The organism is Kitasatospora sp. NPDC094019 (assembly GCF_044764505.1).
Classification (GTDB): domain Bacteria; phylum Actinomycetota; class Actinomycetes; order Streptomycetales; family Streptomycetaceae; genus Kitasatospora.
This window is the reverse complement of the sequence record NZ_JBIWIF010000006.1, coordinates 388,700-413,733: the sequence shown is the minus strand read 5'-3', so window position 1 is coordinate 413,733 and position 25,034 is coordinate 388,700. Positions and strand designations below refer to the sequence as shown.

At 74.4% G+C, this 25,034-nt stretch carries 22 protein-coding genes; 8 read left to right on the top strand and 14 right to left on the bottom strand.

Annotated features, from left to right (window positions below; translation table 11 throughout):
• Nucleotide 1: 1 nt before the first annotated feature.
• The 11 genes from lysX to ACIQ9P_RS16660 form a co-directional block, all read right to left on the bottom strand.
• Nucleotides 2-1,558 carry a bifunctional lysylphosphatidylglycerol synthetase/lysine--tRNA ligase LysX gene (lysX, locus tag ACIQ9P_RS16710; protein ID WP_402355602.1) on the bottom strand — a complete coding sequence of 519 codons (1,557 nt, stop codon included), beginning with the start codon at nucleotides 1,556-1,558 and terminating at the stop codon, nucleotides 2-4.
• Nucleotides 1,559-1,657: 99 nt separating this feature from the next.
• Entirely contained in the window at nucleotides 1,658-3,460 is a 1,803-nt protein-coding gene (locus ACIQ9P_RS16705; RefSeq protein WP_402355600.1) for a hypothetical protein, read from the bottom strand.
• 240 nt (nucleotides 3,461-3,700) lie between these two features.
• A complete protein-coding gene (locus ACIQ9P_RS16700; RefSeq protein ID WP_402355598.1) occupies nucleotides 3,701-4,471 on the bottom strand; it encodes a hypothetical protein in 771 nt (256 codons plus the stop codon).
• A gap of 85 nt (nucleotides 4,472-4,556) precedes the next feature.
• The gene (locus ACIQ9P_RS16695; protein WP_045937965.1) at nucleotides 4,557-5,351 is read right to left on the bottom strand and encodes a type III pantothenate kinase; all 795 of its coding nucleotides are present in this window, start codon (nucleotides 5,349-5,351) and stop codon (nucleotides 4,557-4,559) included.
• Nucleotides 5,352-5,417: 66 nt separating this feature from the next.
• Complete coding sequence (gene nadC / locus ACIQ9P_RS16690) at nucleotides 5,418-6,410, bottom strand: carboxylating nicotinate-nucleotide diphosphorylase (protein WP_402355595.1); 993 nt, start codon at nucleotides 6,408-6,410, stop codon at nucleotides 5,418-5,420.
• A 5-nt stretch (nucleotides 6,411-6,415) separates the two neighbouring features.
• Nucleotides 6,416-8,089, bottom strand: a complete 1,674-nt coding sequence (locus tag ACIQ9P_RS16685) for an L-aspartate oxidase (protein ID WP_402355593.1) — start codon at nucleotides 8,087-8,089, stop codon at nucleotides 6,416-6,418.
• Between the two features lie 15 nt (nucleotides 8,090-8,104).
• Nucleotides 8,105-8,554 carry an aspartate 1-decarboxylase gene (gene panD / locus ACIQ9P_RS16680; RefSeq protein ID WP_402355591.1) on the bottom strand — a complete coding sequence of 150 codons (450 nt, stop codon included), beginning with the start codon at nucleotides 8,552-8,554 and terminating at the stop codon, nucleotides 8,105-8,107.
• Between the two features lie 130 nt (nucleotides 8,555-8,684).
• Entirely contained in the window at nucleotides 8,685-9,590 is a 906-nt protein-coding gene (panC, locus tag ACIQ9P_RS16675; RefSeq protein ID WP_402355589.1) for a pantoate--beta-alanine ligase, read from the bottom strand.
• Nucleotides 9,590-10,546, bottom strand: coding sequence for a Rossmann-like and DUF2520 domain-containing protein (locus ACIQ9P_RS16670; protein ID WP_402355587.1), 957 nt, complete (start codon nucleotides 10,544-10,546; stop codon nucleotides 9,590-9,592). The genes panC and ACIQ9P_RS16670 overlap by 1 nt, the downstream gene beginning before the upstream one ends.
• Nucleotides 10,547-10,689: 143 nt before the next feature.
• Nucleotides 10,690-11,382: a response regulator gene (locus tag ACIQ9P_RS16665; RefSeq protein WP_402355585.1), complete on the bottom strand. Its 693-nt coding sequence runs from the start codon at nucleotides 11,380-11,382 to the stop codon at nucleotides 10,690-10,692.
• An 85-nt stretch (nucleotides 11,383-11,467) separates the two neighbouring features.
• A complete protein-coding gene (locus ACIQ9P_RS16660) occupies nucleotides 11,468-12,661 on the bottom strand; it encodes a sensor histidine kinase (protein WP_402355870.1) in 1,194 nt (397 codons plus the stop codon).
• Nucleotides 12,662-12,836: 175 nt separating this feature from the next.
• Here ACIQ9P_RS16660 and ACIQ9P_RS16655 point away from each other — a divergent pair, with 175 nt between their 5' ends.
• Together ACIQ9P_RS16655 and ACIQ9P_RS16650 are read left to right on the top strand one after the other, a co-directional pair.
• Nucleotides 12,837-13,892, top strand: a complete 1,056-nt coding sequence (locus tag ACIQ9P_RS16655) for an SAM-dependent methyltransferase (RefSeq protein ID WP_402355583.1) — start codon at nucleotides 12,837-12,839, stop codon at nucleotides 13,890-13,892.
• Nucleotides 13,889-15,058, top strand: a complete 1,170-nt coding sequence (locus ACIQ9P_RS16650) for an NADH-quinone oxidoreductase subunit D (protein ID WP_402355581.1) — start codon at nucleotides 13,889-13,891, stop codon at nucleotides 15,056-15,058. The genes ACIQ9P_RS16655 and ACIQ9P_RS16650 overlap by 4 nt, the downstream gene beginning before the upstream one ends.
• 39 nt (nucleotides 15,059-15,097) lie before the next feature.
• On the opposite strand, the gene ACIQ9P_RS16645 is transcribed toward ACIQ9P_RS16650, so the two are convergent.
• A complete protein-coding gene (locus ACIQ9P_RS16645; protein ID WP_402355867.1) occupies nucleotides 15,098-15,922 on the bottom strand; it encodes a hypothetical protein in 825 nt (274 codons plus the stop codon).
• Between the two features lie 325 nt (nucleotides 15,923-16,247).
• Between ACIQ9P_RS16645 and ACIQ9P_RS16640 the strand changes: the two genes are divergently transcribed.
• The 5 genes from ACIQ9P_RS16640 to ACIQ9P_RS16620 all read left to right on the top strand — a co-directional run bounded on the left by ACIQ9P_RS16640 (nucleotide 16,248) and on the right by ACIQ9P_RS16620 (nucleotide 22,116).
• Nucleotides 16,248-17,210 carry a Ppx/GppA family phosphatase gene (locus tag ACIQ9P_RS16640; RefSeq protein ID WP_402355579.1) on the top strand — a complete coding sequence of 321 codons (963 nt, stop codon included), beginning with the start codon at nucleotides 16,248-16,250 and terminating at the stop codon, nucleotides 17,208-17,210.
• 620 nt (nucleotides 17,211-17,830) lie between these two features.
• A complete protein-coding gene (locus ACIQ9P_RS16635) occupies nucleotides 17,831-18,658 on the top strand; it encodes a sugar phosphate isomerase/epimerase family protein (RefSeq protein ID WP_402355864.1) in 828 nt (275 codons plus the stop codon).
• A gap of 32 nt (nucleotides 18,659-18,690) precedes the next feature.
• The gene (locus ACIQ9P_RS16630) at nucleotides 18,691-19,479 is read left to right on the top strand and encodes a class I SAM-dependent methyltransferase (RefSeq protein ID WP_402355577.1); all 789 of its coding nucleotides are present in this window, start codon (nucleotides 18,691-18,693) and stop codon (nucleotides 19,477-19,479) included.
• A 179-nt stretch (nucleotides 19,480-19,658) separates the two neighbouring features.
• Nucleotides 19,659-21,503 carry a dihydroxy-acid dehydratase gene (ilvD, locus tag ACIQ9P_RS16625; RefSeq protein ID WP_402355575.1) on the top strand — a complete coding sequence of 615 codons (1,845 nt, stop codon included), beginning with the start codon at nucleotides 19,659-19,661 and terminating at the stop codon, nucleotides 21,501-21,503.
• A gap of 82 nt (nucleotides 21,504-21,585) precedes the next feature.
• On the top strand, nucleotides 21,586-22,116 hold the full coding sequence (locus tag ACIQ9P_RS16620) for a hypothetical protein (RefSeq protein ID WP_402355573.1): 531 nt from the start codon (nucleotides 21,586-21,588) through the stop codon (nucleotides 22,114-22,116).
• 19 nt (nucleotides 22,117-22,135) lie between these two features.
• On the opposite strand, the gene ACIQ9P_RS16615 is transcribed toward ACIQ9P_RS16620, so the two are convergent.
• Both ACIQ9P_RS16615 and ACIQ9P_RS16610 read right to left on the bottom strand, forming a co-directional pair.
• A complete protein-coding gene (locus tag ACIQ9P_RS16615) occupies nucleotides 22,136-23,467 on the bottom strand; it encodes a hypothetical protein (RefSeq protein WP_402355571.1) in 1,332 nt (443 codons plus the stop codon).
• 107 nt (nucleotides 23,468-23,574) lie between these two features.
• Complete coding sequence (locus tag ACIQ9P_RS16610) at nucleotides 23,575-24,024, bottom strand: hypothetical protein (protein ID WP_402355569.1); 450 nt, start codon at nucleotides 24,022-24,024, stop codon at nucleotides 23,575-23,577.
• Between the two features lie 173 nt (nucleotides 24,025-24,197).
• Between ACIQ9P_RS16610 and proC the strand changes: the two genes are divergently transcribed.
• Nucleotides 24,198-25,025, top strand: a complete 828-nt coding sequence (gene proC, locus ACIQ9P_RS16605) for a pyrroline-5-carboxylate reductase (RefSeq protein WP_402355567.1) — start codon at nucleotides 24,198-24,200, stop codon at nucleotides 25,023-25,025.
• Nucleotides 25,026-25,034 lie beyond the last annotated feature (9 nt).

The window sequence follows — 25,034 nt, the reverse complement described above, 5'->3', positions numbered from 1 at the left end:
GTCACTCCTCCTCGGTCTGCTCCGCCGCACCGGCGGACGCCTTGGGTTCCGGCTTCACCAGCGGGAAGAGCACGGTCTCCCGGATGTTCTTGCCGGTGAGCAGCATGATCAGGCGGTCCACCCCGAGCCCGAGGCCGCCGGTGGGCGGCATCGCGTACTCCAGGGCCCGCAGGAAGTCCTCGTCGACCTGCATCGCCTCGACGTCGCCGCCGGCCGCGAGCAGGGACTGCGCGGTGAGGCGGGCGCGCTGCTCGACCGGGTCGATCAGCTCGGAGTAGGCGGTGCCGATCTCGGTGCCGAAGATCACCAGGTCCCACTTCTCGGCCACGCCCGGGACCGAGCGGTGCTGGCGGGTCAGCGGGGAGACCTCGGTCGGGTAGTCCTTGATGAAGGTCGGCCGGACGGCGTTCTCCTCCAGCAGGCGCTCGACCATCTCCAGCACGATCTGGCCGTGGCCCCACTCCTTCTCGAAGGGGATGCCGTGCTCGGAGGCCAGCTTGCGCAGCTCCTCGACGCCGGTCTCCGGGGTGACCTCGACGCCGAGGTGGGCGGAGATGCCGGGGTAGACGCCGACCTCGGCCCAGGGCTCGGCCAGGTCGATCTCGTGCTCCACGCCGTGCGGGTCCAGGCCCTTGATCACCGTGGTGCCCAGCGCGTCCCGGGCCGCGTTGACGATGGTGGCCCGGATCAGCTCGGCCTGGGTGTCGTAGTCGCCGTACGCCTCGTAGGACTCCAGCGAGGTGAACTCCGGGTTGTGGGTGGAGTCCGCGCCCTCGTTGCGGAAGTTGCGGTTGATCTCGAAGACCTTCTCCGCGCCGCCGACCACCAGCCGCTTGAGGTAGAGCTCGGGGGCGATCCGCATGAAGAGGTCGATGTCGTAGGCGTTGATGTGCGTCTTGAACGGACGCGCGTTGGCGCCGCCGTGCACCGGCTGCAGCATCGGGGTCTCGACCTCGATGTAGCCGCGCTCCTCGTAGGTGCGGCGGATCGACCGGACCACCTTGGAGCGCAGGTGCAGGATCTCGCGGGCCTCGGGGTTGACGATCAGGTCCACGTACCGCTGGCGGACCCGGGCCTCGGGGTCGGTCAGGCCCTTGTGCTTGTCCGGCAGCGGGCGCAGGCACTTGGCGGTGAGCTCCCAGCGGTCCACCATCACCGACAGCTCGCCGCGGCGGGAGGTGATCACCTCGCCCTCGACGCCGACCTGGTCGCCCAGGTCGATGTCCGACTTCCAGGCGGCCAGCCGCTCCTCGCCCAGCTTGTCCAGGGACAGCATCACCTGGAGGTCGCCGGAGCCGTCGCGCAGGGTCGCGAAGCAGAGCTTGCCGCCGGTGCGGGAGAGGATCACCCGGCCGGTGATGCCGGTCCGCTCGCCGGTCGCGGTGTCCGGGGCCAGGTCCGGGTGCTTGGCCCGGAGGTCGGCGATGGTGCTGGTGCGGGGGAACCCGACCGGGTACGGGTCGATGCCGGCGGCCCGGAGCCGGTCCAGCTTCTCGCGCCGGACGCGCATCTGCTCGGGAAGGTCGTCGGTCGCGGTGATGGGACTCTGATCGCTCACCCCACCAGGGTAGCCAGCCCGTACTGGTGCTCCGCCACGGGATTACCGCGCCGCGCGGGGCGGGGGCGGGTGCGCCCGCCCGCGCCCCGCGCGAGGGGCTCAGGAGTGCCGGCGGCCGAGGCGGCGGGAGGCGAGGAGCGCCGCGCCGCCCAGGGCCAGCGCGGTGGCGGAGGCCCAGGCCAGCGGGACGGCGTCGCCGCGGCCGCTGTCGGCCAGCTCGCCGCCGTCCGCGAGGCCGGGCGCCGCCGTGCCGGTGGTCCCGGTCGTCCTGGCCGTCGTGGTGGTGCCCGCCGTGCCGGTCCGGCCGGCCGAGGGGGTGGCGGTGCCGTCGCCGGCCGCGGCGGTGCCGGTCCCGGTGCGGGCGGGGTCCGTCGCCGAGGCCGGGACGACCGGCCCGGTCGGCGTCCCGGTCCCGGTGCCGCCGTCCGGGGCGGGGGTCCCGGGCGCGGCGGCCGAGCGCAGCGCGACCTTGATCCGGTCGTTGCCCGGGTCGGGGTCCCAGCTCATCGGGGCGCTCGGGTAGCCCTCCTCGAACTCGCTGAGCTGGTTCTGGAACGACACGGTGGCGGACAGCGGGCCGGTGCCCTCGTCCAGCCGCAGGCCCAGGACCTGGGTGCTGGAATCGCCGTTCGCCATGTAGAAGTCGAAGACCTCGCAGTCGAACTTGTTGAGCGGGTGGCCCTGCGGCTCCCCCAGGACCTGGTCGTTCGCACGGCAGTTCCTGGGCAGGTCGGTGACCGTGGCGCCCTCGGGCAACTGGATCCGGACGTACGGCGTGCCCTCGCCGCCGCTGCGGTCGAAGATCGAGGCCGGGCCCCGGTTGGCGGCCGTGACGGTGAGCGTGCCGGCGCGGCCGGAGGCGTCCGGGGTCCAGGTGCCGGTCAGGACGAAGTCGGCGCCGTTGTCCGCGAGTACCTCCTGCTCGGTGAAGTGGCCGTTGATGTCGGGGTAGCCGGAGGGGATGCCCTCGGCGGAGTCCCGGGTCAGGGTGGCGGGCGCGCCGGTGCCGCGTCGGAAGGCCAGCCGCTCGCGCAGCGCCGGGGCCTGGGCGGCGGCCGCGTCGGGATCGGCGAAGACCGAGAAGTCCGCGAAGGTGTACCGGGCCTCGGGGGTGACGGTCAGGTCGAGGCCGTTGAGCCGGACCGGCTCGTTGGGCAGGATCTCGCCCTCGACGGTGCAGATGCCGTACGTGGTCGCGATCGGTGTGCCGAAGCCCTCCTGGCCGAGCTGGCCCGGGTCGGTGGCGTACTCGCAGTTGGACGGCCAGTTCTCGACCTTCAACCCGGGCAGCATCATGACCTCGACGACCGCCCGGGCGGCCGAGACGCCGCCGCGGTTGGCGAACCGCACGGCCGGGGTGAAAGTGCTGCCGACCTTGGTGTGCTCCTTGAGGGGGATCCCGGCGGTCCGGAACACGGCTCCGCCGACCTCGACCGCGAAGTCCTTGGTCGCCGACTCGGCGCCGGGTGCGGTCAGCGCGGCGTGCACCACGCCCCTGGTACCGGCCCTGACCCCGGGCACGGCGCTCAGCCACAGGTGGTCGGTGAGGTTGACGTTCGGGCTGCTCAGGTTGTCGAGGTCGCAGCTGATCGTCCGGGCCGCGGTGACGCAGCGGCCGCCGGAGGCGGTGAGCGCGGCGACGCCGTCCAGCCCGGAGGTGTCGAGGGTGAGCCTGGCGCCCGGGACCGGGGCGGTTCCGGTCCGGCCGATCCGGATGAAGACGTTCTCGCCGAACTGCGGCTGGGTGGTCGGCTCGCCCGGGATCTGGACCAGGGCGCCGACGTCGAGCACGAGGGCCGGTGCCGCGGCGTGGGCGGGGACGGCGAGCGTGCCGACGGACAGGGTGGCGACGGCCGTCGCCGCGGCCGAGCCGAGCACCCGGCGCGTACGGGTCGAGTTCACGGGGATCCTCTTGATCGTGGGGTGTCCCCGTGACCCTATGGACGGCCGGACGGACGTCAAGCCGGTTGATCGTCCATCAATTCGTACAGGACGGGAGCGATCCGGCGGCGCGCGCGGTGATGGTTATCCAGTTGTGATCCGAACGACCCCTCGGGGGGCGGAATTGTCGATGGACGGACCGGGGAGGCCGGGCCGCTCGGTGCGGCGCGGCCTCCCCGGGAGGCGGTGGCGGAGCGGGTTTCAGCCGGTGCCGGTGGCCAGTTCCAGGTCCTCGGGTTCGGCCGGGTGGACCGGCCGGTCCGGGTGGGCCGACGCCTTGGGCCGGCGGCCGAACAGTTCGGCGGGAGTGGGCATCCGGTGGGGGCGCCCGGGCTGCTGGTCCTGCGGGCCGCGGGGGGCGCCCGTGCGGGCGGCGGCGGGCTGCTCGGCGGGGTGCTCGGTGCTGCTCATCGGGATCCGTCCTCCAACAGGGATGAGGGGACTGCTCGGGGGTGCGGCGGGGCTCGGTACGGCGACGAGGTGGCGCTGGCCGCTGGTGAGGGCGAGTCGTTCGCGGACGGCGGCCTCGGCCAGCGCGTGGCAGCGCCCGGCGAGCCGGGAGCGGCGGGAGCGCTCGTGCTGGCCGCACGGCTGGCGCGACAGTCCGCGCAGGGCGGTGAGGTCCTCCGGCGCGGGCAGGTAGCCGTCGGTCACCGCCTCCTCCAGCCGTTCCAGGTAGCCGCTGGCGCTGCCGGGCAGGGCGGCCCGGTAGCGGCCGAGGTCGGCGAGGAGGAAGGCGCGCAGCCGGCCGCCCTCCTGGGCGGCCTCGTCGATCGCCTCGGTCAGGCGCAGTGCGTCCTGGACGTCCTCGGCCCACAGGGCGGCCCCCAGACCGGCGTACACCGGCCGGTCGGGGAGCTGGAGGTGGGCGGGGGCGGCGGGGTGCAGGGCTTGGGCGAGGGCGCGGCGCAGCACGCGGACTTCGTCGGCGCTGAAGGCCATGCCGCCGCGCGATCCGTGTGGCGTAGGCATGGGTTGACACTACGTGAGGAATATCCGATTTGTCGGTAGTGTCGCGCCGAACCCCCACGTTCGGACGCTGCGGGGCGTCCCCCGGTCAGCTCGGGCGGTTGCGCTCGAAGACCAGGCGCAGGCCGATGAGGGTGAGCCAGGGCTCGTGGACGTCGAGCGAGCCGGCCTCGCCGAGGACGAGCGGGGCCAGGCCGCCGGTGGCGATCACCTGGACGTCGTCGGGGTCCTTGGACAGCTCCCGGGCCATCCGGTCGACCAGGCCGTCGACCTGTCCGGCGAAGCCGTAGAGGATGCCGGACTGCATGCCCTCGACGGTGTTCTTGCCGATCACGTTGCGCGGGCGGGTCAGCTCGATCTTGCGCAGCAGCGCGCCGCGGTTGCCGAGCGCCTCGACCGAGATCTCGATGCCGGGGGCGATCGCGCCGCCGACGTAGTCGCCGCGGGCGTTGACCGCGTCGAAGGTGGTGGCGGTGCCGAAGTCGACCACGATGCAGGGGCCGCCGTAGAGGTGGTTGGCGGCCAGCGCGTTGACGATCCGGTCGGCGCCGACCTCCTTGGGGTTGTCCATGAGGACGTGCACCCCCGTCTTCACCCCCGGCTCCACGATCACCGCGGGGACGTCGCCGTAGTACCGGCGCGCCACCTCGCGGAACTCGTGGAGCACGGAGGGGACGGAGGAGCAGATCGCCAGGCCCTCGACCTTCGCGTCCGCGATCGCGGTGCGCGATCCCTGCGAGCCCATCAGGCCGTGCAGCAGCACCGCCAGCTCGTCCGCCGTGCGGCGCGGGTCGGTGGAGATCCGCCAGGTCTCGACCACCTCCTCACCGCCGAACAGGCCGAGGGTGGTCTGGGTGTTGCCGACGTCGATGGTGAGCAGCATCAGGCGCTTTCTGCGTCGAGGACCAGCGGGCGAACGGGCGAACGGGCAGGGCGGACGGACGGACGGTCAGGCGCGCAGGTCCAGGCCGATGTCCAGGATCGGCGAGGAGTGGGTCAGCGCGCCCACGGCCAGGTACTGCACCCCAGTCTGGGCGACCTCGCGCGCGGTGGCCAGGGTGAGTCCGCCGGACGCCTCCAGCTCGGCCCGGCCGGCCACCAGGGCGACCGCCTCGCGCAGCTGCGGGACGGTGAAGTTGTCCAGCAGGATCAGCTCCGCCCCGGCCTCCAGCACCGGGGTGATCTGCTCCACGGTGTCGACCTCGACCTCGACCGGCAGCTCCGGGTAGGCGGCCCGGACGGCCCGGAACGCCTCGGCGACGCCGCCGGCCGCGACCACGTGGTTGTCCTTGACCAGGGCCGCGTCCGAGAGCGCCATCCGGTGGTTGGAGCCGCCGCCGCAGCGGACCGCGAACTTCTCCAGCGCGCGCAGGCCCGGGGTGGTCTTGCGGGTGTCCCGGACCACCGCGTCGGTGCCCTCCAGGGCGTCCGCCCAGGCGCGGGTGGCGGTGGCGATGCCGGACAGGTGGCAGAGCAGGTTGAGCGCGCTGCGCTCGGCGGTCAGCAGGTCCCGGGTGCGGGAGCGGACCGAGAGCAGCACCTGACCGGCCTCGACCCGGTCGCCGTCCTGGACGTGCCGCTCGACCTCGAACTCCTCCTCGCAGACCAGCGAGACGACGGCCTCGGCGATCCGCAGACCGGCCACCACGCCCGCCTCGCGGGCGGTGAAGTCGGCGGTGGCGACGGCGTCGGCGGGCACGGTGGCCACCGAGGTGACGTCCTCGCCGCCGGCCAGGTCCTCGGCCAGGGCCAGGGTCGCGATGTCCTCGACCTCGACCGGGTCCAGGCCGGCCTCCTCCAGCAGCTCGGCGAGCTGGGGGTCCAGGCCGGTCTCGTAGCCCTCGCCGTCCCCGCAGGCGCAGCCGTCGCCGCAGCCGCCGGCCAGCGGGAGCTCGTCGTGCTCGTGCTCGTGCAGGTGGGTCACGTCGGTCGCGTCGGTCATGGTGGTTACGGCTCCTCAAGGGTGCTGACGGGTCCGCCGGAGGCGGTGAGGGTGGTGATCAGATGGCGTTGCCAGTGCGCGTCGTCGCGCTCCGGGAAGTCCTCGCGCCAGTGGCAGCCGCGGGTCTCCTCGCGCTGCGCGGCGGCGGTGACCATGGCGTCGGCGACCAGCAGCAGGTTGGCCGCCTCCCAGGTCTCCACCCGGGGGTCGGCCGGCTTCTCCTCGGCGGCGGCGGCGCGGGTCTGCCCGGTGATCAGGGCCAGCCCCTCCGCCGTGGCGGCCATCGACGCGGCCGAGCGCAGCACCCCGGTGCCGCGCGACATCAGCCGCTGGATCTCGGCCCGCGCCTCGGGCGCCGGCAGCGGCACCGGGTGGGCGGCCCTGGCCGCCTCGACGTCGACGACGCGCTCGGGCAGTTCCCCGGCGGTGTGCCGGGCGGCCAGGTCGGCGGCGATCCGCTCGGCGAAGACCAGGCCCTCCAGCAGGGAGTTGGAGGCCAGCCGGTTGGCTCCGTGCACCCCGGTGCAGGCCACTTCGCCGCACGCGTAGAGGCCGGGGACGGAGGTCCGGCCGCGGTTGTCGGTGCGCACCCCGCCGGAGGCGTGGTGGGCGGCCGGCGCGACCGGGATCGGCTCGGTGACCGGGTCGATGCCGTGGGCGAGGCAGGAGGCCAGGATGGTGGGGAAGCGCCGCCGCCACATCTCGGCGCCGAAGTGCCGGCCGTCCAGGTACATGTGCTCGGTGCCGTGCTCCTGCATCCGGCGGGTGATCGCCTTGGCGACGATGTCGCGCGGGGCCAGTTCGGCCAGCTCGTGCTGTCCGACCATGAACCGGACGCCGTCGGCGTCGACCAGGTGCGCGCCCTCGCCGCGGACCGCCTCGGAGACCAGCGGCTGCTGGCCCTCCGCGTCGGGGCCGAGCCAGAGCACGGTGGGGTGGAACTGGACGAACTCCAGGTCGGTGGCCTCGGCGCCGGCCCGCAGCGCGAGCGCCACGCCGTCGCCGGTGGAGACCGGCGGGTTGGTGGTGGCCGAGAAGACCTGGCCCATGCCGCCGGTGGCGAGCACCACCGCGCGGGCCCGGACGGCGCCGACGCCGTCCCGCTGGCCCTCGCCCATCACGTGCAGGGTGAGCCCGGCGGCGTGCCCGTCGGCGTCGGTGAGCAGGTCGAGCACCAGGGCGTGCTCGATCAGTTCGAGGTCCGGGTCCCGGCGGACGGCCTCGACCAGGGCGCGGGATATCTCGGCGCCGGTGGCGTCCCCGCCGGAGTGCGCGATCCGGTTCCGGTGGTGGCCGCCCTCGCGGGTGAGCAGGATGTCGCCGTCCTCGCCCCGGTCGAACGCCGCGCCGACCGCGATCAGCCGGCGGACCGCGTCGGGGCCCTCGGTGACCAGGGTGCGGACGCTGTCGTCGTCGCACAGCCCGGCGCCCGCCACCAGGGTGTCGGTCAGGTGCTGCTCGGGGGTGTCGCCCTCGCCCAGGGCGGCCGCGATGCCGCCCTGGGCCCAACGGGTGGACCCGTCGTCCAGCATCGCCTTGGTGACCACCAGGGCCCGCAGGCCGGCCCGGCGGACGTTGAGGGCGACGGTGAGCCCGGCCACGCCGGAGCCGACCACGACGACGTCGGTGTCGGCGGTCCAGCCCGGGGCGGGGGCGGTGAGGCGGTGGGTGACGGACATGGCTTCAGTGGCTCCTTAGCGCGCGACCGGGCCGGCCGCGCCGTTGTCGCCACGGTACGCCGCGTCGCCGCGCAGCAGTCCGCTGCCCTCCCCGGCCTCGGCCGGGTCGCCGCCGAGGCCGGTGACCCGGTTCCGCTCGTCGACGAAGACGACCTTGGGCAGGTAGCCCTTGGCCTCGGCGGTGTCCATCTGCCCGTAGGCGATGAGGATGACGAGGTCGCCGGGGTGGACCAGCCGGGCGGCGGCGCCGTTGATGCCGATGACGCCGGAGCCGCGCGGGCCGGCGATGGTGTAGGTCTCCAGCCGGGCGCCGTTGTTGATGTCGACGATGTGGACCAGCTCGCCGGGGAGCAGGTCGGCGGCGTCGAGCAGGTCCTCGTCCACCGTGACCGAGCCGACGTAGTGCAGGTCGGCCTGGGTCACGGTGGCCCGGTGGATCTTGGACTTGAGCATCGTGCGGAGCATTGCGGGTCACGCCTCCTGTGAGTGCATGCCTAGGGGGTACTTGTTGCCCGACGCCCTGCGGGCGAGCGTTTGTTTCGGGCCGGTGTTCCGGTCGGGTGTGCTGGTCGGGTGTGCCGGTCCGGCGCGCCGGCTACCGGACGACGACGTGGACGTTGTCGATCAGGCGGGTCGCGCCCACCTTCGCGGCGACGGCCAGCACCGCCTCGCCCCGGAAGTCGTCCGGCGCCTCGGTGAAGTCGTGCGGATCGATCAGGGCGAGGTAGTCGAGGTCGACGCCCTCGGCGGCGTCGAGCACGGCCGAGGCGGCCTCGCGCACGGCCTCCGGGCCCCGCGCGGCGGCGTCCCGGCCGGCGAACAGGGCCCCGGACAGGGCCAGGGCGCGGGCGCGCTCCTCGTCCGAGAGGTAGCGGTTGCGGGAGGAGAGCGCCAGGCCGTCCTCCTCGCGGACGGTCGGCACGCCGACGATCTCGACGTCGAAGTCCAGGTCGGCCACCATCCGGCGGACGACCGCCAGCTGCTGGGCGTCCTTCTCGCCGAAGAACGCGAAGTCCGGGTCGGTGATGTGCAGCAGCTTGGCGACGACGGTCAGCACCCCGTCGAAGTGGCCGGGCCGGGTGGCGCCCTCGTAGCGCTCGCCCATCGGGCCGGCCGCCATCCGCACCTGCGGCTCGCCGTTCGGGTAGACCTCGTCGACGGACGGCGCGAACACCACGTCGGCGCCGTTCTCCCCGGCCAGCCGCACGTCCTCGTCCAGGGCGCGCGGGTAGCGCTCCAGGTCCTCGCCGGCGCCGAACTGCAGCGGGTTGACGAAGACGGTGACGGCGACCCGGCCGTCCCGGCCGACCTGCTTGCGGGCGGCCCGGATCAGCGCGGCGTGGCCCTCGTGCAGCGCGCCCATCGTCATCACGACCGCGTTGTCGACCGGCTGCTCGTCCGGCCAGAACGCCGACTCGAAGTCGTCGACGGTGTGGGTGACGACGGCCCGGTGGACCTTCGGGGCGTGCTGGGTCCTGCCCGGCTGCTTGCCGCGTGCCATTACTGCTTCTCCTCGTTCAGTACGTCCAGCAGCGCCGCCGCCGACGTCTCGTCGATCGTCCCGCGGGCCAGGGCCCGCTGGGCGGTGGCGCGGGCCATCGCCCGGTAGGCGGCGGGGATGTCCGGGGACACCGTACTGAGCTGCGCCAGGTGGCGGCGTACGGTGCCGGCGTCGCCCCGGGCGACCGGGCCGGTGAGGGCCGCGTCGCCGGAGCGCAGGGAGTTGTCGAGCGCGGCGCCGAGCAGCGGGCCGAGCATCCGGCCGGGCTCGGCGACACCGGCCGTGCGCAGCAGCTCCATCGCCTGCGCGACCAGCGTGACCAGGTGGTTGGCGCCGTGCGCGAGGGCGGTGTGGTACATCGGGCGGACGCCCTCGGGCACCCACTCGGGTTCGCCGCCCATCTCCACCACCAGCGCCTCGGCGACCGGTCGCAGCTCCTCGGGGGCGGTCACCCCGAAGGGGCAGCCGGCCAGCCGGGCCAGGTCGACGGAGGTGCCGGTGAAGGTCATCGCGGGGTGCAGCGCGAGCGGCAGCGCGCCGGCCGCGGCGGCCGGCTCCAGCACGGCCACGCCGTGCGCGCCGGAGGTGTGCACCAGGATCTGGCCGGGCCGGACGGCGCCGGTCGCGGCGAGGCCGGTGACCAGGTCGGCCAGCGCGTCGTCGGGGACGGTGAGCAGGACGAGGTCGGCGGCGGCCAGCACCTGCGGCGGGGTGACGATCCGTACGCCCGGCAGCAGGGTCTCGGCCCGGCGGCGGGAGGCGGTGGACACCCCGGAGGCGGCGACCACCCGGTGGCCGGCGAGCTGGAGGGCGGCGCCCAGCGCCGGGCCGACCCGGCCGGTGCCGACCACGCCGACGGCCAGGCGGGCGGGGCGGTTGCCGGGGTCGGCCGGGTCGCCGAGGCCGTCGGCGAGCGGGGCGAACTCGCCGTGGTCGGCGAAGTCGGACGGGCTCACGCGTCCACCTTTGTCCAGGGGTTCCGTTCCAGTCCACTGCCGGGGTACCGGACGTACCGGCCCATTCTACGGGCGGGGCCGGGCCGGTGGAGCGGTTCGCTCCGGAGCGGGCGCGGGGCCGGGTCCGGAGCGGGCCGGGCCGCTCAGTCGGTGGCGCCGGCCCGGATCAGTCCGGCCTCGTAGGCCAGGACGACCGCCTGGACCCGGTCGCGCAGGCCCAGCTTGGCCAGGATCCGCCCGACGTGGGTCTTCACGGTGGCCTCGGACAGCACCAGCCGGGCCGCGATCTCCCCGTTCGACAGGCCCTGGGCGACCAGCAGGAAGACCTCGCGCTCGCGCTCGGTGAGCGGACCCAGGGTGTCGGCGCCGCCCTGGCCGTTCTGCGGGGTGGGCAGCACCTCGGCGAAGCGGTCGATCATGCGGCGGGTGGTGGTCGGCGCGACCACCGCGTCCCCGCCGTGCACGGCTCGGATCGCGGCCACCAGCTCGGTCGGCGGCACGTCCTTGAGCAGGAAGCCGCTGGCCCCTGCCTTGAGCGCGGCGAAGGCGTACTCGTCGAGGTCGAAGGTGGTGAGGATGAGCACGTGCGGGGCGTCCGGCAGCGGGCTGCCGTCCTCGGCCAGGCAGATCCGCCGGGTGGCCTGCACCCCGTCCAGCCGCGGCATCCGGACGTCCATGAGGATCACGTCCACCTCGGTGTGCCGGAGCTTCTCCACGGCCTGGGCGCCGTCCCCGGCCTCGGCGACGATCTCGATGTCCCCCTGCGACTGCAGGATCATCCGGAATCCGGTGCGCAGCAGCTCCTGGTCGTCGACCAGCATCACGCGGATGGTCAAGGGTGGCTCCTAGTTCCTCGGGGAGGACGGCGGGGGTCGGTGCGGGGTCCGTCGGCGGGTGTCCGGGGGTGGCGGGTGTCCGTGGTCAGGCGGCCTTGAGCGGCAGGACGGCGCGGATCCGGAATCCGCCCCCGGGTCGCGGCCCGATGTCGAGGCTGCCGCTGACCATACCGACCCGCTCGCGCATGCCGATCAGGCCGTGGCCCTGGCCGTCGGGGCCGCCGGTGGTGAGCTGTTCGTCGGTGCTGCCCCGGCCGTCGTCCTCGACCAGCACGGCCAGTTCGCGCTCGCCGAAGTCGACCGCGACCCGGGCGTGGACATCGGGACCGCCGTGTTTGCGGACGTTGGTCAGCGCCTCCTGGACGATCCGGTAGACCGTCAGTTCGACGCCCCGCGGCAGCTCGCGCGGATGGCCCGAGGTGGCGAAGTCCACCTGGAGTCCGGCCGTGCGGACCTGGTCGAGCAGCTCCGGCAGTTCCTCGACGCCGGGCTGCGGCACGTACTCCTCGCCCTTGCTGTCGGCGCTGCGCAGCACGCCCAGCAGCCGGCGCATCTCGACCAGTGCCTGCCGGCCGGTGGAGGCGATGGTGCTCAGCGCCTCCTTGGCCTGCTGCGGCGAGTTGTCCAGCACGTAGGCGGCGCCGTCGGCCTGGACGATCATCACCGAGACGTTGTGCGCGACCACGTCGTGCAGCTCCCGGGCGATCCGGGCCCGCTCGGCGGCGACCGCGACCTTGGACTGGGCGTCACGCTCCCGCTCCAGCCGGGCCGCGCGGTCCTCCAGCTCGACCAGGTACGCCCGGCGCACCCGGGTCAGCCGGCCCCAGGCCCAGCAGAGGATGAACGGGGTGGTCATCAGACCCATGATGAGCAGCGCCTCGGGGGCGGAGTAGCTCACGAAGTGGACGTCGGAGTCGGCGACCGACTCGATCTTCTGCGGATGCAGCCGCCAGTACACCAGCGGGCCCGAGAGCAGGCCGCCGAGCAGCGCGAACCGGGACGTCCACGGCCTGCCGAAGGCGGCGCCCGTGTAGGCGAACACCAGATAGGCGATGCTGGAGATGGCCGGGTTGACGTCCAGGAGGACCTGGGTGATGCCGATCAGGCCCGCGGCGGTCACGGTCGCGTCGGGGAAGCGGCGGCGGAACACCATCAGCAGGGGCAGCAGCACGGCGACGCCGAAGCTGACCCCGAGCCGCCAGCCGCTGTTCACGCTCCCGTCCTCCGGCAGCACGCCGAGGACGAGCACCATCGCGGCCCAGACGGAGTCGACCACCATGGGGTGACGGCGGAGCCAGGCGTTGAGTCGATGCACGACTCAAGCGTAGGCAGTCGCACCCCGTGCCCAGGTCCGCCGGGAGGGCGATCCGTTCTACTCCCTAGGTCGGAGAGCCCGGCATGCCGGTGCCGTAGGGATTGGGCGGGTACGGAGCGGGTGTGTAGCGTCCCGCCCCATGACCTGGATGCGGTGGGCGCCCGCCACGGAGCGTGCCCTCTACGACCCCGACGGCGGTTTCTACCGCAGGCCGGAGGGCCCGGCCGGGCACTTCCGGACCTCGGTGCACGCCTCGCCGCTGTTCGCCCGGGCGGTGGCCCGGCTGCTGCTGGAGGTGGACGAGGCGCTCGGCCGTCCGGAGGAGCTGGCCTTCGTGGACGTCGGGGCCGGGCGGGGCGAGCTGGTCGCCGGGGTGCTGGCCGAGTTGCCGGAGCCGGTGGGGGAGCGGCTGCGGGTGTGGGCGGTGGAGCTCGCCGCCCGCCCGGACGCGCCGCCGGCCGCTCCGTCCACAGGGCTGTGGACGGAGCGGAGCTGGGCCGCGGTGGACTGGACGGCGCGGGTGCCGCGCGGCGTCACCGGGCTGCTGTTCGCCAACGAGTGGCTGGACAACGTGCCGCTGGACACCGGCGAGGTCGGCGAGGACGGGCGGCTCCGCTACCTGGAGGTGGACCCGGCCACCGGCGAGGAGCGGCTCGGCGGGCCCGTGGACGCCGCCGACGCCGACTGGGCCGCCCGCTGGTGGCCGGCCGAACGGCCCGGGGACTTCGTCGAGTTCGGCGCGCCCAGGGACGCCGCCTGGGCGCGCGCGGTGGCCGGGCTGGAGCGCGGCCTGGCCGTCGCCGTCGACTACGGGCACACCGCCGGGCGCCGCCCGCCCTTCCCCACCCGGACCGGCTTCCGGGCCGGCCGGGAGGTGCCCCCGGTGCCCGACGGCTCGTGCGACGTCACCGCGCACGTCGCCCTGGACGCGGTGGCGGTCCCCGGTGTCCACAGCCTGTGGACGACCCAGCGGGAGGCGCTGCGGGCGCTCGGGGTCAGCGGCGCCCGGCCGCCGCTGGCCCTCGCCTCCAGCGACCCGGTCGGCTACCTGCGCGCGCTCGGTGGCGCGGGCGAGGGCGCCGAGCTCACCGACCCCGCCGGCCTGGGCGGATTCGGCTGGCTCTCGCAGGCCGTCCGGATGCCGGTACCGCCGGGCCTCGGGGCGCTGCCGGGATGGCAGACTCTGACCCCATGAGGGAGACCACGGTCGGCATCGGGGCGGGAGCCGAGAACGTCACGGGTGGGGCGGGCGGCACCGACATGGTGCTCAACATCGGCCCGCAGCATCCGGCGACCCACGGTGTGCTGCGGCTGCGCCTGGTGCTGGACGGCGAGCGGATCGTCAGCGCCGAACCGGTGATCGGCTACATGCACCGGGGCGCGGAGAAGCTCTTCGAGGCCCGGGACTACCGGCAGATCATCATGCTGGCCAACCGGCACGACTGGCTCTCGGCCTTCTCCAACGAACTGGGCGTGGTGCTCGGCGTCGAGCGGATGCTCGGCATGGAGGTGCCCGAGCGGGCGGTGTGGATCCGCACCCTGCTGGCCGAGCTGAACCGCGTTCTCAACCACCTGATGTTCCTCGGCTCGTACCCGCTGGAGCTGGGCGGGATCACCCCGATCTTCCACGCCTTCACCGGCCGCGAGGACCTCCAGCACGTGCTGGAGGAGGCGTCCGGCGGCCGGATGCACTACATGTTCAACCGGGTCGGCGGCCTCAAGGAGGACCTCCCGGCCGGCTGGCTCGGCCGGGTCCGCGCCGCCGTCGCCGTCGTCCGCTCCCAGCTGCCGGTCTTCGAGGACCTGGTGCTGGGCAACGAGATCTTCCGCGCCCGCACCGCCGGGGTCGGCGTGCTGACCCGGGAGCGGGCCGAGGCGTACGGCGCCAGCGGCCCGATCGCGAGGGCGAGCGGACTGGACCTCGACCTGCGCCGGGACGAGCCCTACCTGGCGTACGGCAGCGAGGAGCTGCGGCAGGTGCTGACCGTGGTCACCCGCGAGGAGGGCGACTGCCTGGCCCGCTTCGAGTGCCTGCTGGAGCAGACCGTCAACGCGCTCGACCTCGCCGACGCCTGCCTCGACAAGCTGGCCCTGCTCGCCCCCGGGCCGGTCAACCTGCGGCTGCCCAAGGTGCTCAAGGCACCCGAGGGCAGCACCTACGCCTGGACCGAGAACCCGCTCGGCGTCAACGGCTACTACCTGGTGTCGCGCGGCGACAAGACGCCGTGGCGGCTGAAGCTGCGCTCGGCCTCGTTCAACAACATCCAGACGCTGACCGAGCTGCTGCCGGGCACTCTGGTCGCGGACATGGTCGCGATCCTGGGCTCGATGTTCTTCGTCGTCGGCGACATCGACAAGTAGCCGGCCGGGGGCGGGCCGGACCCGCCCCCGCGACGCGCGCTACTTCTTCGGCGCCTTCGGCCGCTTCGCCGGGTCGGCCGGGTGCGGGGCCACCTTCCGGTCGCCCTTGGTGGCGATCCGCTCCTCGCAGAGGCCGGCCAGCACCTCGTACGCGGCCCGCCCCATCAGCTCGGTGAGCTCCGGGCGGTAGCTGACGAACACCGGGTCGGCGCCCTGGTGGGCGTCCGGGCTGCCGGTGCACCACCAGTGCAGGTCGTGGCCGCCCGGGCCCCAGCCCCGGCGGTCGTACTCGCCGATGGTGACCTGGAGGTAGCGGGTGTCGTCGGGCCGGTCGATCCAGTCGTAGGTGCGGCGGACCGGCAGCTGCCAGCAGACGTCCGGCTTGGTCTCCAGCGGCTCGCGGCCCTCCTTGAGCGCCAGCGCGTGCAGGGCGCAGCCGGCTCCGCCGGCGAAGCCGGGGCTGTTCACGAAGATGCAGGCGCCGTCGACCCGCCGGGTCTGGCGGTCGCCGTCCTCGTCGAACATGGTGATGCCGCCGTCGAGCCTGAGCCGGCCCTTGGCGTCGGTGCCGTGCGCGTGCTTCTCCCACAGCTCCGGGGTCAGCCGGGCCGCGTGGCCGGCCACCCGCTTCTCGTCGTCCTCGTCCGAGTAGTGCGCACCCAGGGTGCAGCAGCCGTCGGACTCGCCCCGGCCCTCGCGGATGCCCTGGCAGCCCTGGCCGAAGATGCACGACCAGCGGGAGGTCAGCCAGGTCAGGTCGCAGCGGAAGACCTGCTCCTCGTCCTCGGGGTCGGTGAACTCGACCCAGGCGCGGGCGAAGTCGAGCGGGACCTCGGGGCGGAGCTCGGAGCGGAGGGTCGGCATCGCCAGGTCGACGGCGCCCGGGCCGTCGTTCCCGGACTTCTTCTTCCCGCCCTTGGAAGTACCGCTGTGCTGGGACGTGTCTGCTGCTGCCACCCGGCAAGGGTAGAGCCTCCGCGCGGCTGCGAACCGCCCGTGGTCACGGGGTTCGCGGCGAGTTCACCGCCCGGCCCGGTGAACGCCGGGTCAACACCGGCCGAATGCCGTTCGAACCGGGGTCCCGGTCCGCCCCGGCCGGTCCGCCCCGGTCCGCGATCAGCACCCGGACCAGCACGAACACCGGCACGACCGGTCTCCTCCGGCGTGAGATCGCGTAGCGTGGACGGTTATGCGACTCGGTGTGCTCGACGTAGGTTCCAACACGGTCCACTTCCTGGTGGTCGACGCCCACCCGGGCGCCGCACCCCTGCCCGCGTACTCCCACAAGGCCGAACTGCGGCTCGCCGAACTCCTCGACGAGCAGGGCGCGATCGACGGGGCCGGGGTCGAGAAGCTGATCGGCATGATCGCCTCCTCGCTGCGCGTGGCCGAGGACAAGGGCGTGGTCGACATACTGCCCTTCGCCACCTCCGCCGTGCGCGAGGCCGCCAACGGCGAGGAGGTGCTGCGCCGGGTCGCCGAGGAGACCGGGGTCGAACTGCGGGTGCTCTCCGGCCAGGACGAGGCCCGGCTCACCTTCCTGGCGGTCCGCCGCTGGTTCGGCTGGTCCTCCGGCCGGCTGCTCAACCTCGACATCGGCGGCGGCTCGCTGGAGATCGCCTGCGGCCTGGACGAGCAGCCGGACGTGGCCTGCTCGGTGCCGCTCGGCGCCGGCCGGCTGACCGCCCGCTGGCTGCCCGGCGACGTCGCCGACCCCGAGCAGTTGCGCCTGCTCAGACGGCACATCCGGGCCGAGATCGCCACCGTCGTCGGCGAGGTCGCCCGGCTCGGCGCGCCGGACCACGCCGTCGCCACCTCCAAGACCTTCAAGCAGCTGGCCCGGATGACCGGCGCCGCCCCGGCCGACGCCGGCCCGTACGCGGACCGCCGGCTCACCCGGGCCAACCTCGCCGCCTGGCTGCCCCGGCTGTCCGCGATGACCGTGGCCGAACGGGCGCAGATCCCCGGGGTCTCCGAGGGCCGCGCCAAGCAGCTGCTCGCGGGCGCGCTGGTCGCCGACGCGGCGATGGACCTGTTCGGTCTGGACGAGCTGGACGTCTGCCCCTGGGCGCTGCGCGAGGGCATCATCCTGCGCCGGCTGGACGCCATGGACAGCCCGTCCGACCGCCGCCGGGCCGTGCTCACCCCCTGAGACCGGGGGCGGGGCGGCCGGGCGCGCGCCGACCGGCTCCCCGTTCCGGGCGCGGTCCGCTTACGCTGTCTCCCGTGGCGCAACCAGCGGGCGAGGACGGGACGCGGGAGGGCCGCGCGCCCCAGGACGGGAAGCCGCGGCCGGACGCCCCGCGCCGCGCCGGGCGCCGCACCGGCCCGGATCCCGCGCCGGACGCCGCTGCCGACGCCGCTCCCGACCGCACCGGGGACACCGGCCCGGAGGTTCCCGCGCCGGCCCGCAAGCTCGGCAAGGCGGTCAAGGGCGTCAGGCCCGTCAAGTCTGCCAAGGGCGCCAAGGGGACCAAGGCCGTCAAGGCGGCCCGGCAGGCGGCCGGCGGCGTCGCCGAGAAGGCGGCCCGCAAGGCCGCGAGCCGTGCGGCCACCAAAGCCACCAAATCCACCGAGGCCGCCGGGGGCACCGAGGCCGCCGGGGCGAGCAGGACCGCCCACGCGCCCAGGGGCCCCAAGGCCCCCGGCGCCGAGCCCACCCGCACCGCCCGGGCCGCCGGCGCCGCCAAGGCCGCCGTCCAGTCCGTGAAGTCGGTCAAGGCCGCCCGCCAGGCCGCCGCCCGCCCGCCGCTGCTGCGCACCACCGACCGCCTGGTCCTGCCCCCGCACCCGGCCCTGCACATCCCGGACACCAAGGTCGTGCTCTCCACCGCCTCGGTCTACCCGGCCACCACCGCGGTCGCCTTCGAGCTGGCCGCCGGACTCGGCTACGACGGTGTCGAGGTGATGGTCTGGAACGACCCGGTCAGCCAGGACGTCGAGGCGCTGCGCCGGCTCTCCGACGCCCACGCCATGCCGATCCTCGCCGTGCACGCGCCGTGTCTCCTGATCACCCAGCGGGTGTGGAGCACCGACCCGTGGACCAAGCTGGTCCGTGCCCGCGCGGCCGCCGAGAAGCTCGGCGCGAGCGCGGTGGTCGTCCACCCGCCGTTCCGCTGGCAGCGCCAGTACGCCCGGGAGTTCGTCGAGGGCATCCACCGGATGGCGGGGGAGACGGACGTCCGCTTCGCGGTCGAGAACATGTACCCGTGGCGGTACAAGGACCGCGAGATGCTGGCGTACGCGCCGGGCTGGGACGTCACCGAGGAGGAGTACCGGCACTTCACCATCGACCTGTCGCACGTCGCCACCTCGCGGGTGGACGCCTTCGCGATGGTCGAGCGGATGGGGGACCGGCTCGCCCACGTCCACCTGGCCGACGGCTCCGGCTCCGGCAAGGACGAACACCTCATCCCCGGCCGGGGCAAGCAGCCCTGCGCCGAGCTGCTGGAGCACCTCGCCCGGACCGGCTTCGACGGCCACGTCGTGCTGGAGGTCAACACCCGCCGCTCGGTGTCGCCCGCCGAACGCGAGGCCGACCTCGCCGAGGCCCTCGCCTTCACCCGTCTGCACCTGGCCACGCCCGCGCGCGTACGCTGACGGCACACGAACCGGCTTCCACAGGGGGACACATGGCGGAGAAGACCGGATCCGGGCCCACCCGTGACTTCCGTGAACTGGCGAAGTCCTTCGGCGGCGTGGCGGCGGAGTACGACCGGGCCAGGCCCTCGTACCCGCGGGAGCTGTTCGACGAGCTGGAGCGGCTGGCCGGGCGCGCGCTGAAGGGCGCGCGGGTGCTGGACGTCGGCGCCGGCACCGGCATCTCGACCCGGCTGCTGGCCGGCCGCGGCGCCGACGTGGTCGCGGTGGAGCCGAACGCGGGCATGGCCCGGCAGTTCCTCGCCGTCTCGCCGGGGCTCGGGCTGGTCCGGGGCAGCGGCGACGAGCTGCCGTTCCACGACGGCTCGGCCGACTTCGTCACCTACGCCCAGGCGTTCCACTGGACCACCCCGGCGAAGTCGGTGCCGGAGGCGATCCGGGTGCTGCGGCCCGGCGGCGCGCTGGCCCTCTGGTGGAACGTGAAGGACAGCGACGTCGCCTGGGTGCGGGCGATGGGCGAACGGCTCTCCGCCGCGCTGCCCTCGACCTACCACGGCTACGGCGCCGTCAACGAGGTCACCTCCCACCTCGCCCCGTACGCCCTGGTGACCCGGCACGCCCGGCTCCGCTGGGAGCGCCGGATCACCGTCGACCACCTGATCACCGACCTCACCTCCCGCTCCTACCTCGCCGCGCTCACCCCGGAGCAGCGCGCGCCGCTGCTGGCCGTCGAGCGCGCGGCCCTGCTGGCGGAGTTCCCGGACGGCACGGTGGTCGAGCCGTACGTGCTGGACCTGACCGTCGCGATCACTCCCTCCTGACCCTCGCCCGGCGCCCGGCGGGCGGCCTCCCGGGCCCCGTCCGGCGGCCACGCGGCTGACCGCATCGCGGACGCCGCGTCCGCCGCCCGGACGGCGGGCGTAGGCTCGACGGACACAGTGGCCCCGCACCCTCCTGATCGAGCGGGGCCGCCAGTCAGCCTCCGAAGGAGTGGAGCACAGTGCCCGAGCTGAGGTCCCGTACGGTCACCCACGGTCGCAACATGGCAGGCGCCCGGGCGCTTCTCCGGGCGGCCGGCGTAGCCCGCGAGGACTTCGGCAAGCCGATCATCGCGGTCGCCAACTCCTTCACCGAGTTCGTCCCCGGCCACACCCACCTCCAGCCGGTCGGCCGGATCGTGTCCGAGGCGATCAAGCAGGCCGGCGGCATCCCCCGCGAGTTCAACACCATCGCGGTGGACGACGGCATCGCCATGGGCCACAGCGGCATGCTCTACTCGCTGCCCTCGCGCGACCTGATCGCCGACTCGGTCGAGTACATGGTCAACGCGCACTGCGCGGACGCGCTGATCTGCATCTCCAACTGCGACAAGATCACCCCCGGCATGCTGATGGCCGCCCTGCGGCTGAACATCCCGACGGTGTTCGTCTCCGGCGGCCCGATGGAGGCCGGCAAGGCCACCCTGGTCGACGGCACGGTGCGCAAGCTCGACCTGGTCGACGCGATCTCGCAGGCGGTGAACGAGAACGTCTCCGACGAGGACATCGCGATCATCGAGGAGAACGCCTGTCCGACCTGCGGCTCCTGCTCGGGCATGTTCACCGCCAACTCGATGAACTGCCTCACCGAGGCGATCGGCCTCTCGCTGCCCGGCAACGGCTCGCTGCTCGCCACCCACACCGCCCGCCGGGCCCTCTACGAGGACGCCGGCCGGACCGTGGTCGAGATCACCAACCGCCACTACGGCCAGGACGACCACTCGGTCCTGCCCCGCTCGATCGCCTCCCGCGCGGCCTTCGAGAACGCCATGGCCCTGGACATCGCCATGGGCGGCTCGACCAACACCATCCTCCACCTGCTCGCCGCCGCCCAGGAGGCCGAGCTGGACTTCGACCTGCGGGACATCGACGCGATCTCCCGCAAGGTGCCCTGCCTGTCCAAGGTCGCGCCCAACGGCGCGTACTACATGGAGGACGTGCACCGGGCCGGCGGCATCCCGGCCATCCTCGGCTCACTGCACCGGGGCGGGCTGCTGAACGAGGACGTGCACACCGTCCACTCCGACTCGCTCACCGAGTGGCTCAAGACCTGGGACGTCCGCGGCGGCTCGCCGTCCGCCGAGGCCGTCGAGCTGTGGCACGCCGCCCCCGGCTGCGTCCGCTCCGCCGAAGCCTTCTCGCAGTCCGAGCGCTGGGAGTCGCTGGACACCGACGGCGCCCGGGGCTGCATCCGCGGCGTCGAGCACGCCTACTCCGTCGAGGGCGGACTCGCCGTGCTGTACGGCAACCTCGCCGAGGACGGCTGCATCGTGAAGACCGCCGGCGTGGACGAGTCGATCTGGACGTTCAGCGGCCCGGCCGTCGTCGTCGAGTCCCAGGAGGACGCGGTCGAGGCCATCCTCGCCAAGCGGATCAAGGAGGGCGACGTCGTCGTCATCCGCTACGAGGGCCCCAAGGGCGGCCCCGGCATGCAGGAGATGCTCTACCCGACCTCCTTCCTCAAGGGCCGCGGCCTGGGCAAGGCGTGCGCGCTGGTCACCGACGGCCGCTTCTCCGGCGGCACCTCGGGCCTGTCGATCGGCCACGCCTCCCCGGAGGCCGCGTCCGGCGGCACCATCGCCCTGGTCGAGGACGGCGACACCATCGCCATCGACATCCCCGGCCGGCGGATCTCCCTGGAGGTCCCGGCCGAGGTCCTGGACGAGCGCCGCCGCGCCCTGGAGGCCGGCCACGGCTACCGGCCGAAGAACCGCGAGCGCCAGATCAGCCAGGCCCTGCGGGCCTACGCCGCGATGGCCACCTCCGCCGACAAGGGCGCCGTCCGGGACGTCAGCAAGCTCGGCTGATCCCCGCCGGATCCGTGGGGCGCCGTCCCGGCCACCGGGACGGCGCCTCCGCCGTTCCCGCCCACCGGGGATAATCGGACCCGTGACCCAGGAACGCACCCCCACCCCCGCCCGGCCCGCCGGAGCCCCCGAGCCCGAGCCGATCCGCTGGTTCGGCACCAGCTGGGTCGAGCGCGGCGGCGACTACCGGCTGCGCCGCGTGCTCGTCCCGATCGGGGCGCTGCTCGCCGCCGCGGCCGCCGCCTTCGTGCTGAGGCTCGCCGTCGAGGGCATCCAGGTCGCCGACAACGGGGGCTTCCTCAACGGACTGCTGGTCGCCGCCGTCGCGATCTGCTCGCTGCTCGCCGCGCTGCGCACCTGGAAGCTGCTCACCGAGGGCCGGGACGCGCTGACCGGCTGGATGGCCGAGGACAGGTCGCTCGGTGTGGTCTGGGTGATCGGCGGGGTCGGCTCCCTGCTCGCCTACTTCCTCCGCGCCCTGCGCGAGGCCCCGGGCGAGGCCCTGCACCGGGCCGGCTACGAGAAGGCGCTCGCCCGGCACGACCGCAAGCAGACGGGTCGCGGCGGCCGGCCCGGCACCGCGGCGCCGGGCCGGGGCCGGCGCAAGCGCTGAGCCACCGGGCCGGCGCCGGTCAGCTGCGGCTGACGGTCCCGCAGAGGCCGTCGGCGCTGAGCTCGCCCCGGCGGTCGTACGGGTCGGAGGTCGGACCGGACCGGTCGGGGTTCGGGGCCCCGGCGGCCGCGAACTGGTCGAACCGCGGGTGGTACCAGCCGTCGTACACCCCGCACTCGCTGTTCCCGGACTCGGACAGGTGCCGCTGGAAGTAGAGCCGGTCCCGCTCGACCGTGAACTTCGCCGGGTCGTAGAAGCGGAAGGTGTCCGCCCGGCGCACGACGGTCCGGGTCGTCCAGGTGTCCCCGGGCACGTCCGCCACCGGGGTCACCAGGCCGACCGGCTTCGCCGTGGCGTTGCCGCCGGGGGCGGGGTCGCGCGGCGGCCGGTGGGACGGCGAGGGCTTGTGCGCGGCAGCGCGCGCGGCGGCGTCCGGGCCGGGCCGGAGCGGGTAGACGTAGGTGAAGTCGGTGTGCACCAGCACGCCGCGCTTGCCGTCGCCCTCGACGCTGATCGAGCCCTGGACGCGGTAGACCTCGCCGACCGGGATCGCCTCCCGCGCGTCGAAACGGCTGAACCACGTCAGCGGGTCGTCGTCGTAGGAGGGCGCGGCCAGCGCCTTCTCGGCGTCCGCCCGGTTCTCGGGGCCCAGTATGGCGAGGGCCGCCTCCGGCCGGCCGCCGGCCACCGTCCGCGGGTCCAGATTGGCGGCCGCCAGGTACCGCTTGACCAGCTCGACCTGGGCGGCGACCTGGTCGGCGCCGAACACCCCGATCCTGGTGACGGTGCTCGGATCGGGCCCGAACACCTCGATGCCGGTGGGCCAGCCCTCGGCGGGGGAACCCGCCCAGGGGCGGTCGACGGTCGGCTGCGCCGGGTCGGTCGGGGGCGGCGCGGTGGTCGGTCGGCCGGACTCGGGCGCGACGCTCCGCACGGGCACGGCGGTGGACCCGGAGCCGTCGCCGAACCGCGTCGAGTACCAGGACCGCAGCCCGTCGATGTTGAGCGCGGCGAGCACCAGGGCGACGGTGAGCAGCACGAGCAACGGCGTCCGCAGCCGCCCGCCGCGGCGTGGCCGGGGGGTGCCCCACGGGTCGACCGGCCGCGGCCGACGGGTGAAGCGCCGCCGCGGCCGGGGCCCGTCGTTCACCGAGCGGCGGCCGCCGGGGTCGACCGGCGGGGTGTGCTGCCACCGGGCGGCGAGCATCCGGGTGCGGCCCGCCTGCTCCTTCACGGTGGCGCCGCGGACGAACTCCTCGTCGAGCACGAGGTCGGCGAACGGGTCCTTCCCGTCCTCGCCGTTCCTCGGGTCCTCGGGCGGACGCGGTTCTGGATCTTCGGCGATCGGCATCGCGCCAGTATGCCGACAGGGTCCGACGGTTGTTCGATCGGGGCCGCACCGCCAGGTGAACGCCCCGCCGGTGCGGGGCGGCCGACCGCCTTCCTCCCGCCGGGGCGTCAGTCCTTGCCGCGGGCGCGCTTCACCGAGCCGACCACCCCGGCCACGCCCAGGACCATGGCGGCCGGGAACAGCGAGAGGAAGAACGCCTCGAACACGCCCGCGCCGCCGAGGAACAGCTGGGCCAGCGTGTTCAGGAGGAGCAGGCCGCCCGCCGCCGGGAGCGCGGCCCGCCAGGGGTGTTCGTTCGCCCACTTCTGCAGCCGCCGGTCGGCGGTGTCCCGGCGCAGCCGGCCGCCCACCGCGCCGACCAGGAAGAAGAAGAACAGGGCCACGCCGGCCGGACCGGCCAGCATGCTCAGCGACCAGTCACCGTCGATCAGATCGATCACCAGGTCCGTCGCCCCCACCAGCGCACCGACTCCCGCGGCCGTGCGCCACGGGCCCAGGGTCGCCGCGGCGACGGCGACCTGCCGGTTCTCACGTCGGGACATCTCTCCGTGTGCCATGCCTCCACGGTGCGCCCGCGCCCGGCGCCGGGCCATAGGGGAGAACCCCGAGTTTCGCCCTAAGGGGTGCTGCCGCGGGGGTGCCCGCAGGGTGGACGGTGCCGTCCCGGGGCGGGGCGCGGTGCGAGGATGGCCGGGGTGGCGGGACGCGGCACCGGAGGCAAGGAGCGGCCATGACCAGCAGTGCGACGCGGGGACAGAAGATCGCCTTCCTCGGCACGGGCAAGATCGGGGAGGCCCTGCTCTCCGGTCTGCTGCGGGCCGGCAAGGACCCGGCGGACGTCCTGGTGACGGCCCGTCGGCCCGAGCGGGCCGCCGAGCTGGCCGCCCGGTACGGGGTCGGCGTGGTGGGCAACGCCGAGGCCGCGAAGCTCGCCGACACCCTGATCCTCGCGGTGAAGCCGCAGGACATGGGCACCCTGCTGGACGAACTGGCGCCGCACATCGACCCCGACCGGCTGGTGATCTCGGCCGCGGCCGGCATCCCGACCGCCTGGTTCGAGGCCAGGCTGGCGGGCGGTACCCCGGTGGTCCGGGTGATGCCGAACACGCCCGTCCTGGTCGACGAGGGCATGAGCGTCATCTCGGGCGGGTCGCACGCCGCCGAGGCGCACCTGGAGCGGGCGGAGGAGATCTTCCGCTCGGTCGGCAAGGCGCTGCGGCTGCCCGAGTCCCAGCAGGACGCGGCGACCGCGCTGTCCGGCTCCGGCCCGGCGTACTTCTACTTCCTGGTCGAGGCGATGACCGACGCGGGCATCCTGCTCGGCCTGCCCCGGCAGGTGGCGCACGACCTCATCGTGCAGTCGGCGATCGGCGCCTCGGTGATGCTGCGGGACTCCGGGGAGCACCCGGTGAAACTGCGGGAGGCGGTCACCTCGCCGGCCGGCACCACCATCGCGGCCATCCGGGAGCTGGAGAACCACGGGGTGCGGGCCGCTCTGCTGAGCGCCCTGGAGGCGGCCCGGGACCGCTCCCGGGAGCTGGCCTCCGGTGGCAGGTAGGCCGCCCAG

Excerpts from the sequence above, each read along its gene's own strand:
- ACIQ9P_RS16700 (WP_402355598.1), bottom strand. The coding sequence starts at position 4,471 with ATGCCTACGCCACACGGATCGCGCGGCGGCATGGCCTTCAGCGCCGAC.
- ACIQ9P_RS16695 (WP_045937965.1), bottom strand. The coding sequence starts at position 5,351 with ATGCTGCTCACCATCGACGTCGGCAACACCCAGACCACCCTCGGCCTG.
- nadC (WP_402355595.1), bottom strand. The coding sequence starts at position 6,410 with ATGACCGACGCGACCGACGTGACCCACCTGCACGAGCACGAGCACGAC.
- ACIQ9P_RS16685 (WP_402355593.1), bottom strand. The coding sequence starts at position 8,089 with ATGTCCGTCACCCACCGCCTCACCGCCCCCGCCCCGGGCTGGACCGCC.
- panD (WP_402355591.1), bottom strand. The coding sequence starts at position 8,554 with ATGCTCCGCACGATGCTCAAGTCCAAGATCCACCGGGCCACCGTGACC.
- panC (WP_402355589.1), bottom strand. The coding sequence starts at position 9,590 with ATGGCACGCGGCAAGCAGCCGGGCAGGACCCAGCACGCCCCGAAGGTC.
- ACIQ9P_RS16660 (WP_402355870.1), bottom strand. The coding sequence starts at position 12,661 with ATGGTGGTCGACTCCGTCTGGGCCGCGATGGTGCTCGTCCTCGGCGTG.
- ACIQ9P_RS16655 (WP_402355583.1), top strand. The coding sequence starts at position 12,837 with ATGACCTGGATGCGGTGGGCGCCCGCCACGGAGCGTGCCCTCTACGAC.
- ACIQ9P_RS16650 (WP_402355581.1), top strand. The coding sequence starts at position 13,889 with ATGAGGGAGACCACGGTCGGCATCGGGGCGGGAGCCGAGAACGTCACG.
- ACIQ9P_RS16645 (WP_402355867.1), bottom strand. The coding sequence starts at position 15,922 with ATGCCGACCCTCCGCTCCGAGCTCCGCCCCGAGGTCCCGCTCGACTTC.
- ACIQ9P_RS16640 (WP_402355579.1), top strand. The coding sequence starts at position 16,248 with ATGCGACTCGGTGTGCTCGACGTAGGTTCCAACACGGTCCACTTCCTG.
- ACIQ9P_RS16630 (WP_402355577.1), top strand. The coding sequence starts at position 18,691 with ATGGCGGAGAAGACCGGATCCGGGCCCACCCGTGACTTCCGTGAACTG.
- ACIQ9P_RS16615 (WP_402355571.1), bottom strand. The coding sequence starts at position 23,467 with ATGCCGATCGCCGAAGATCCAGAACCGCGTCCGCCCGAGGACCCGAGG.
- ACIQ9P_RS16610 (WP_402355569.1), bottom strand. The coding sequence starts at position 24,024 with ATGGCACACGGAGAGATGTCCCGACGTGAGAACCGGCAGGTCGCCGTC.
- proC (WP_402355567.1), top strand. The coding sequence starts at position 24,198 with ATGACCAGCAGTGCGACGCGGGGACAGAAGATCGCCTTCCTCGGCACG.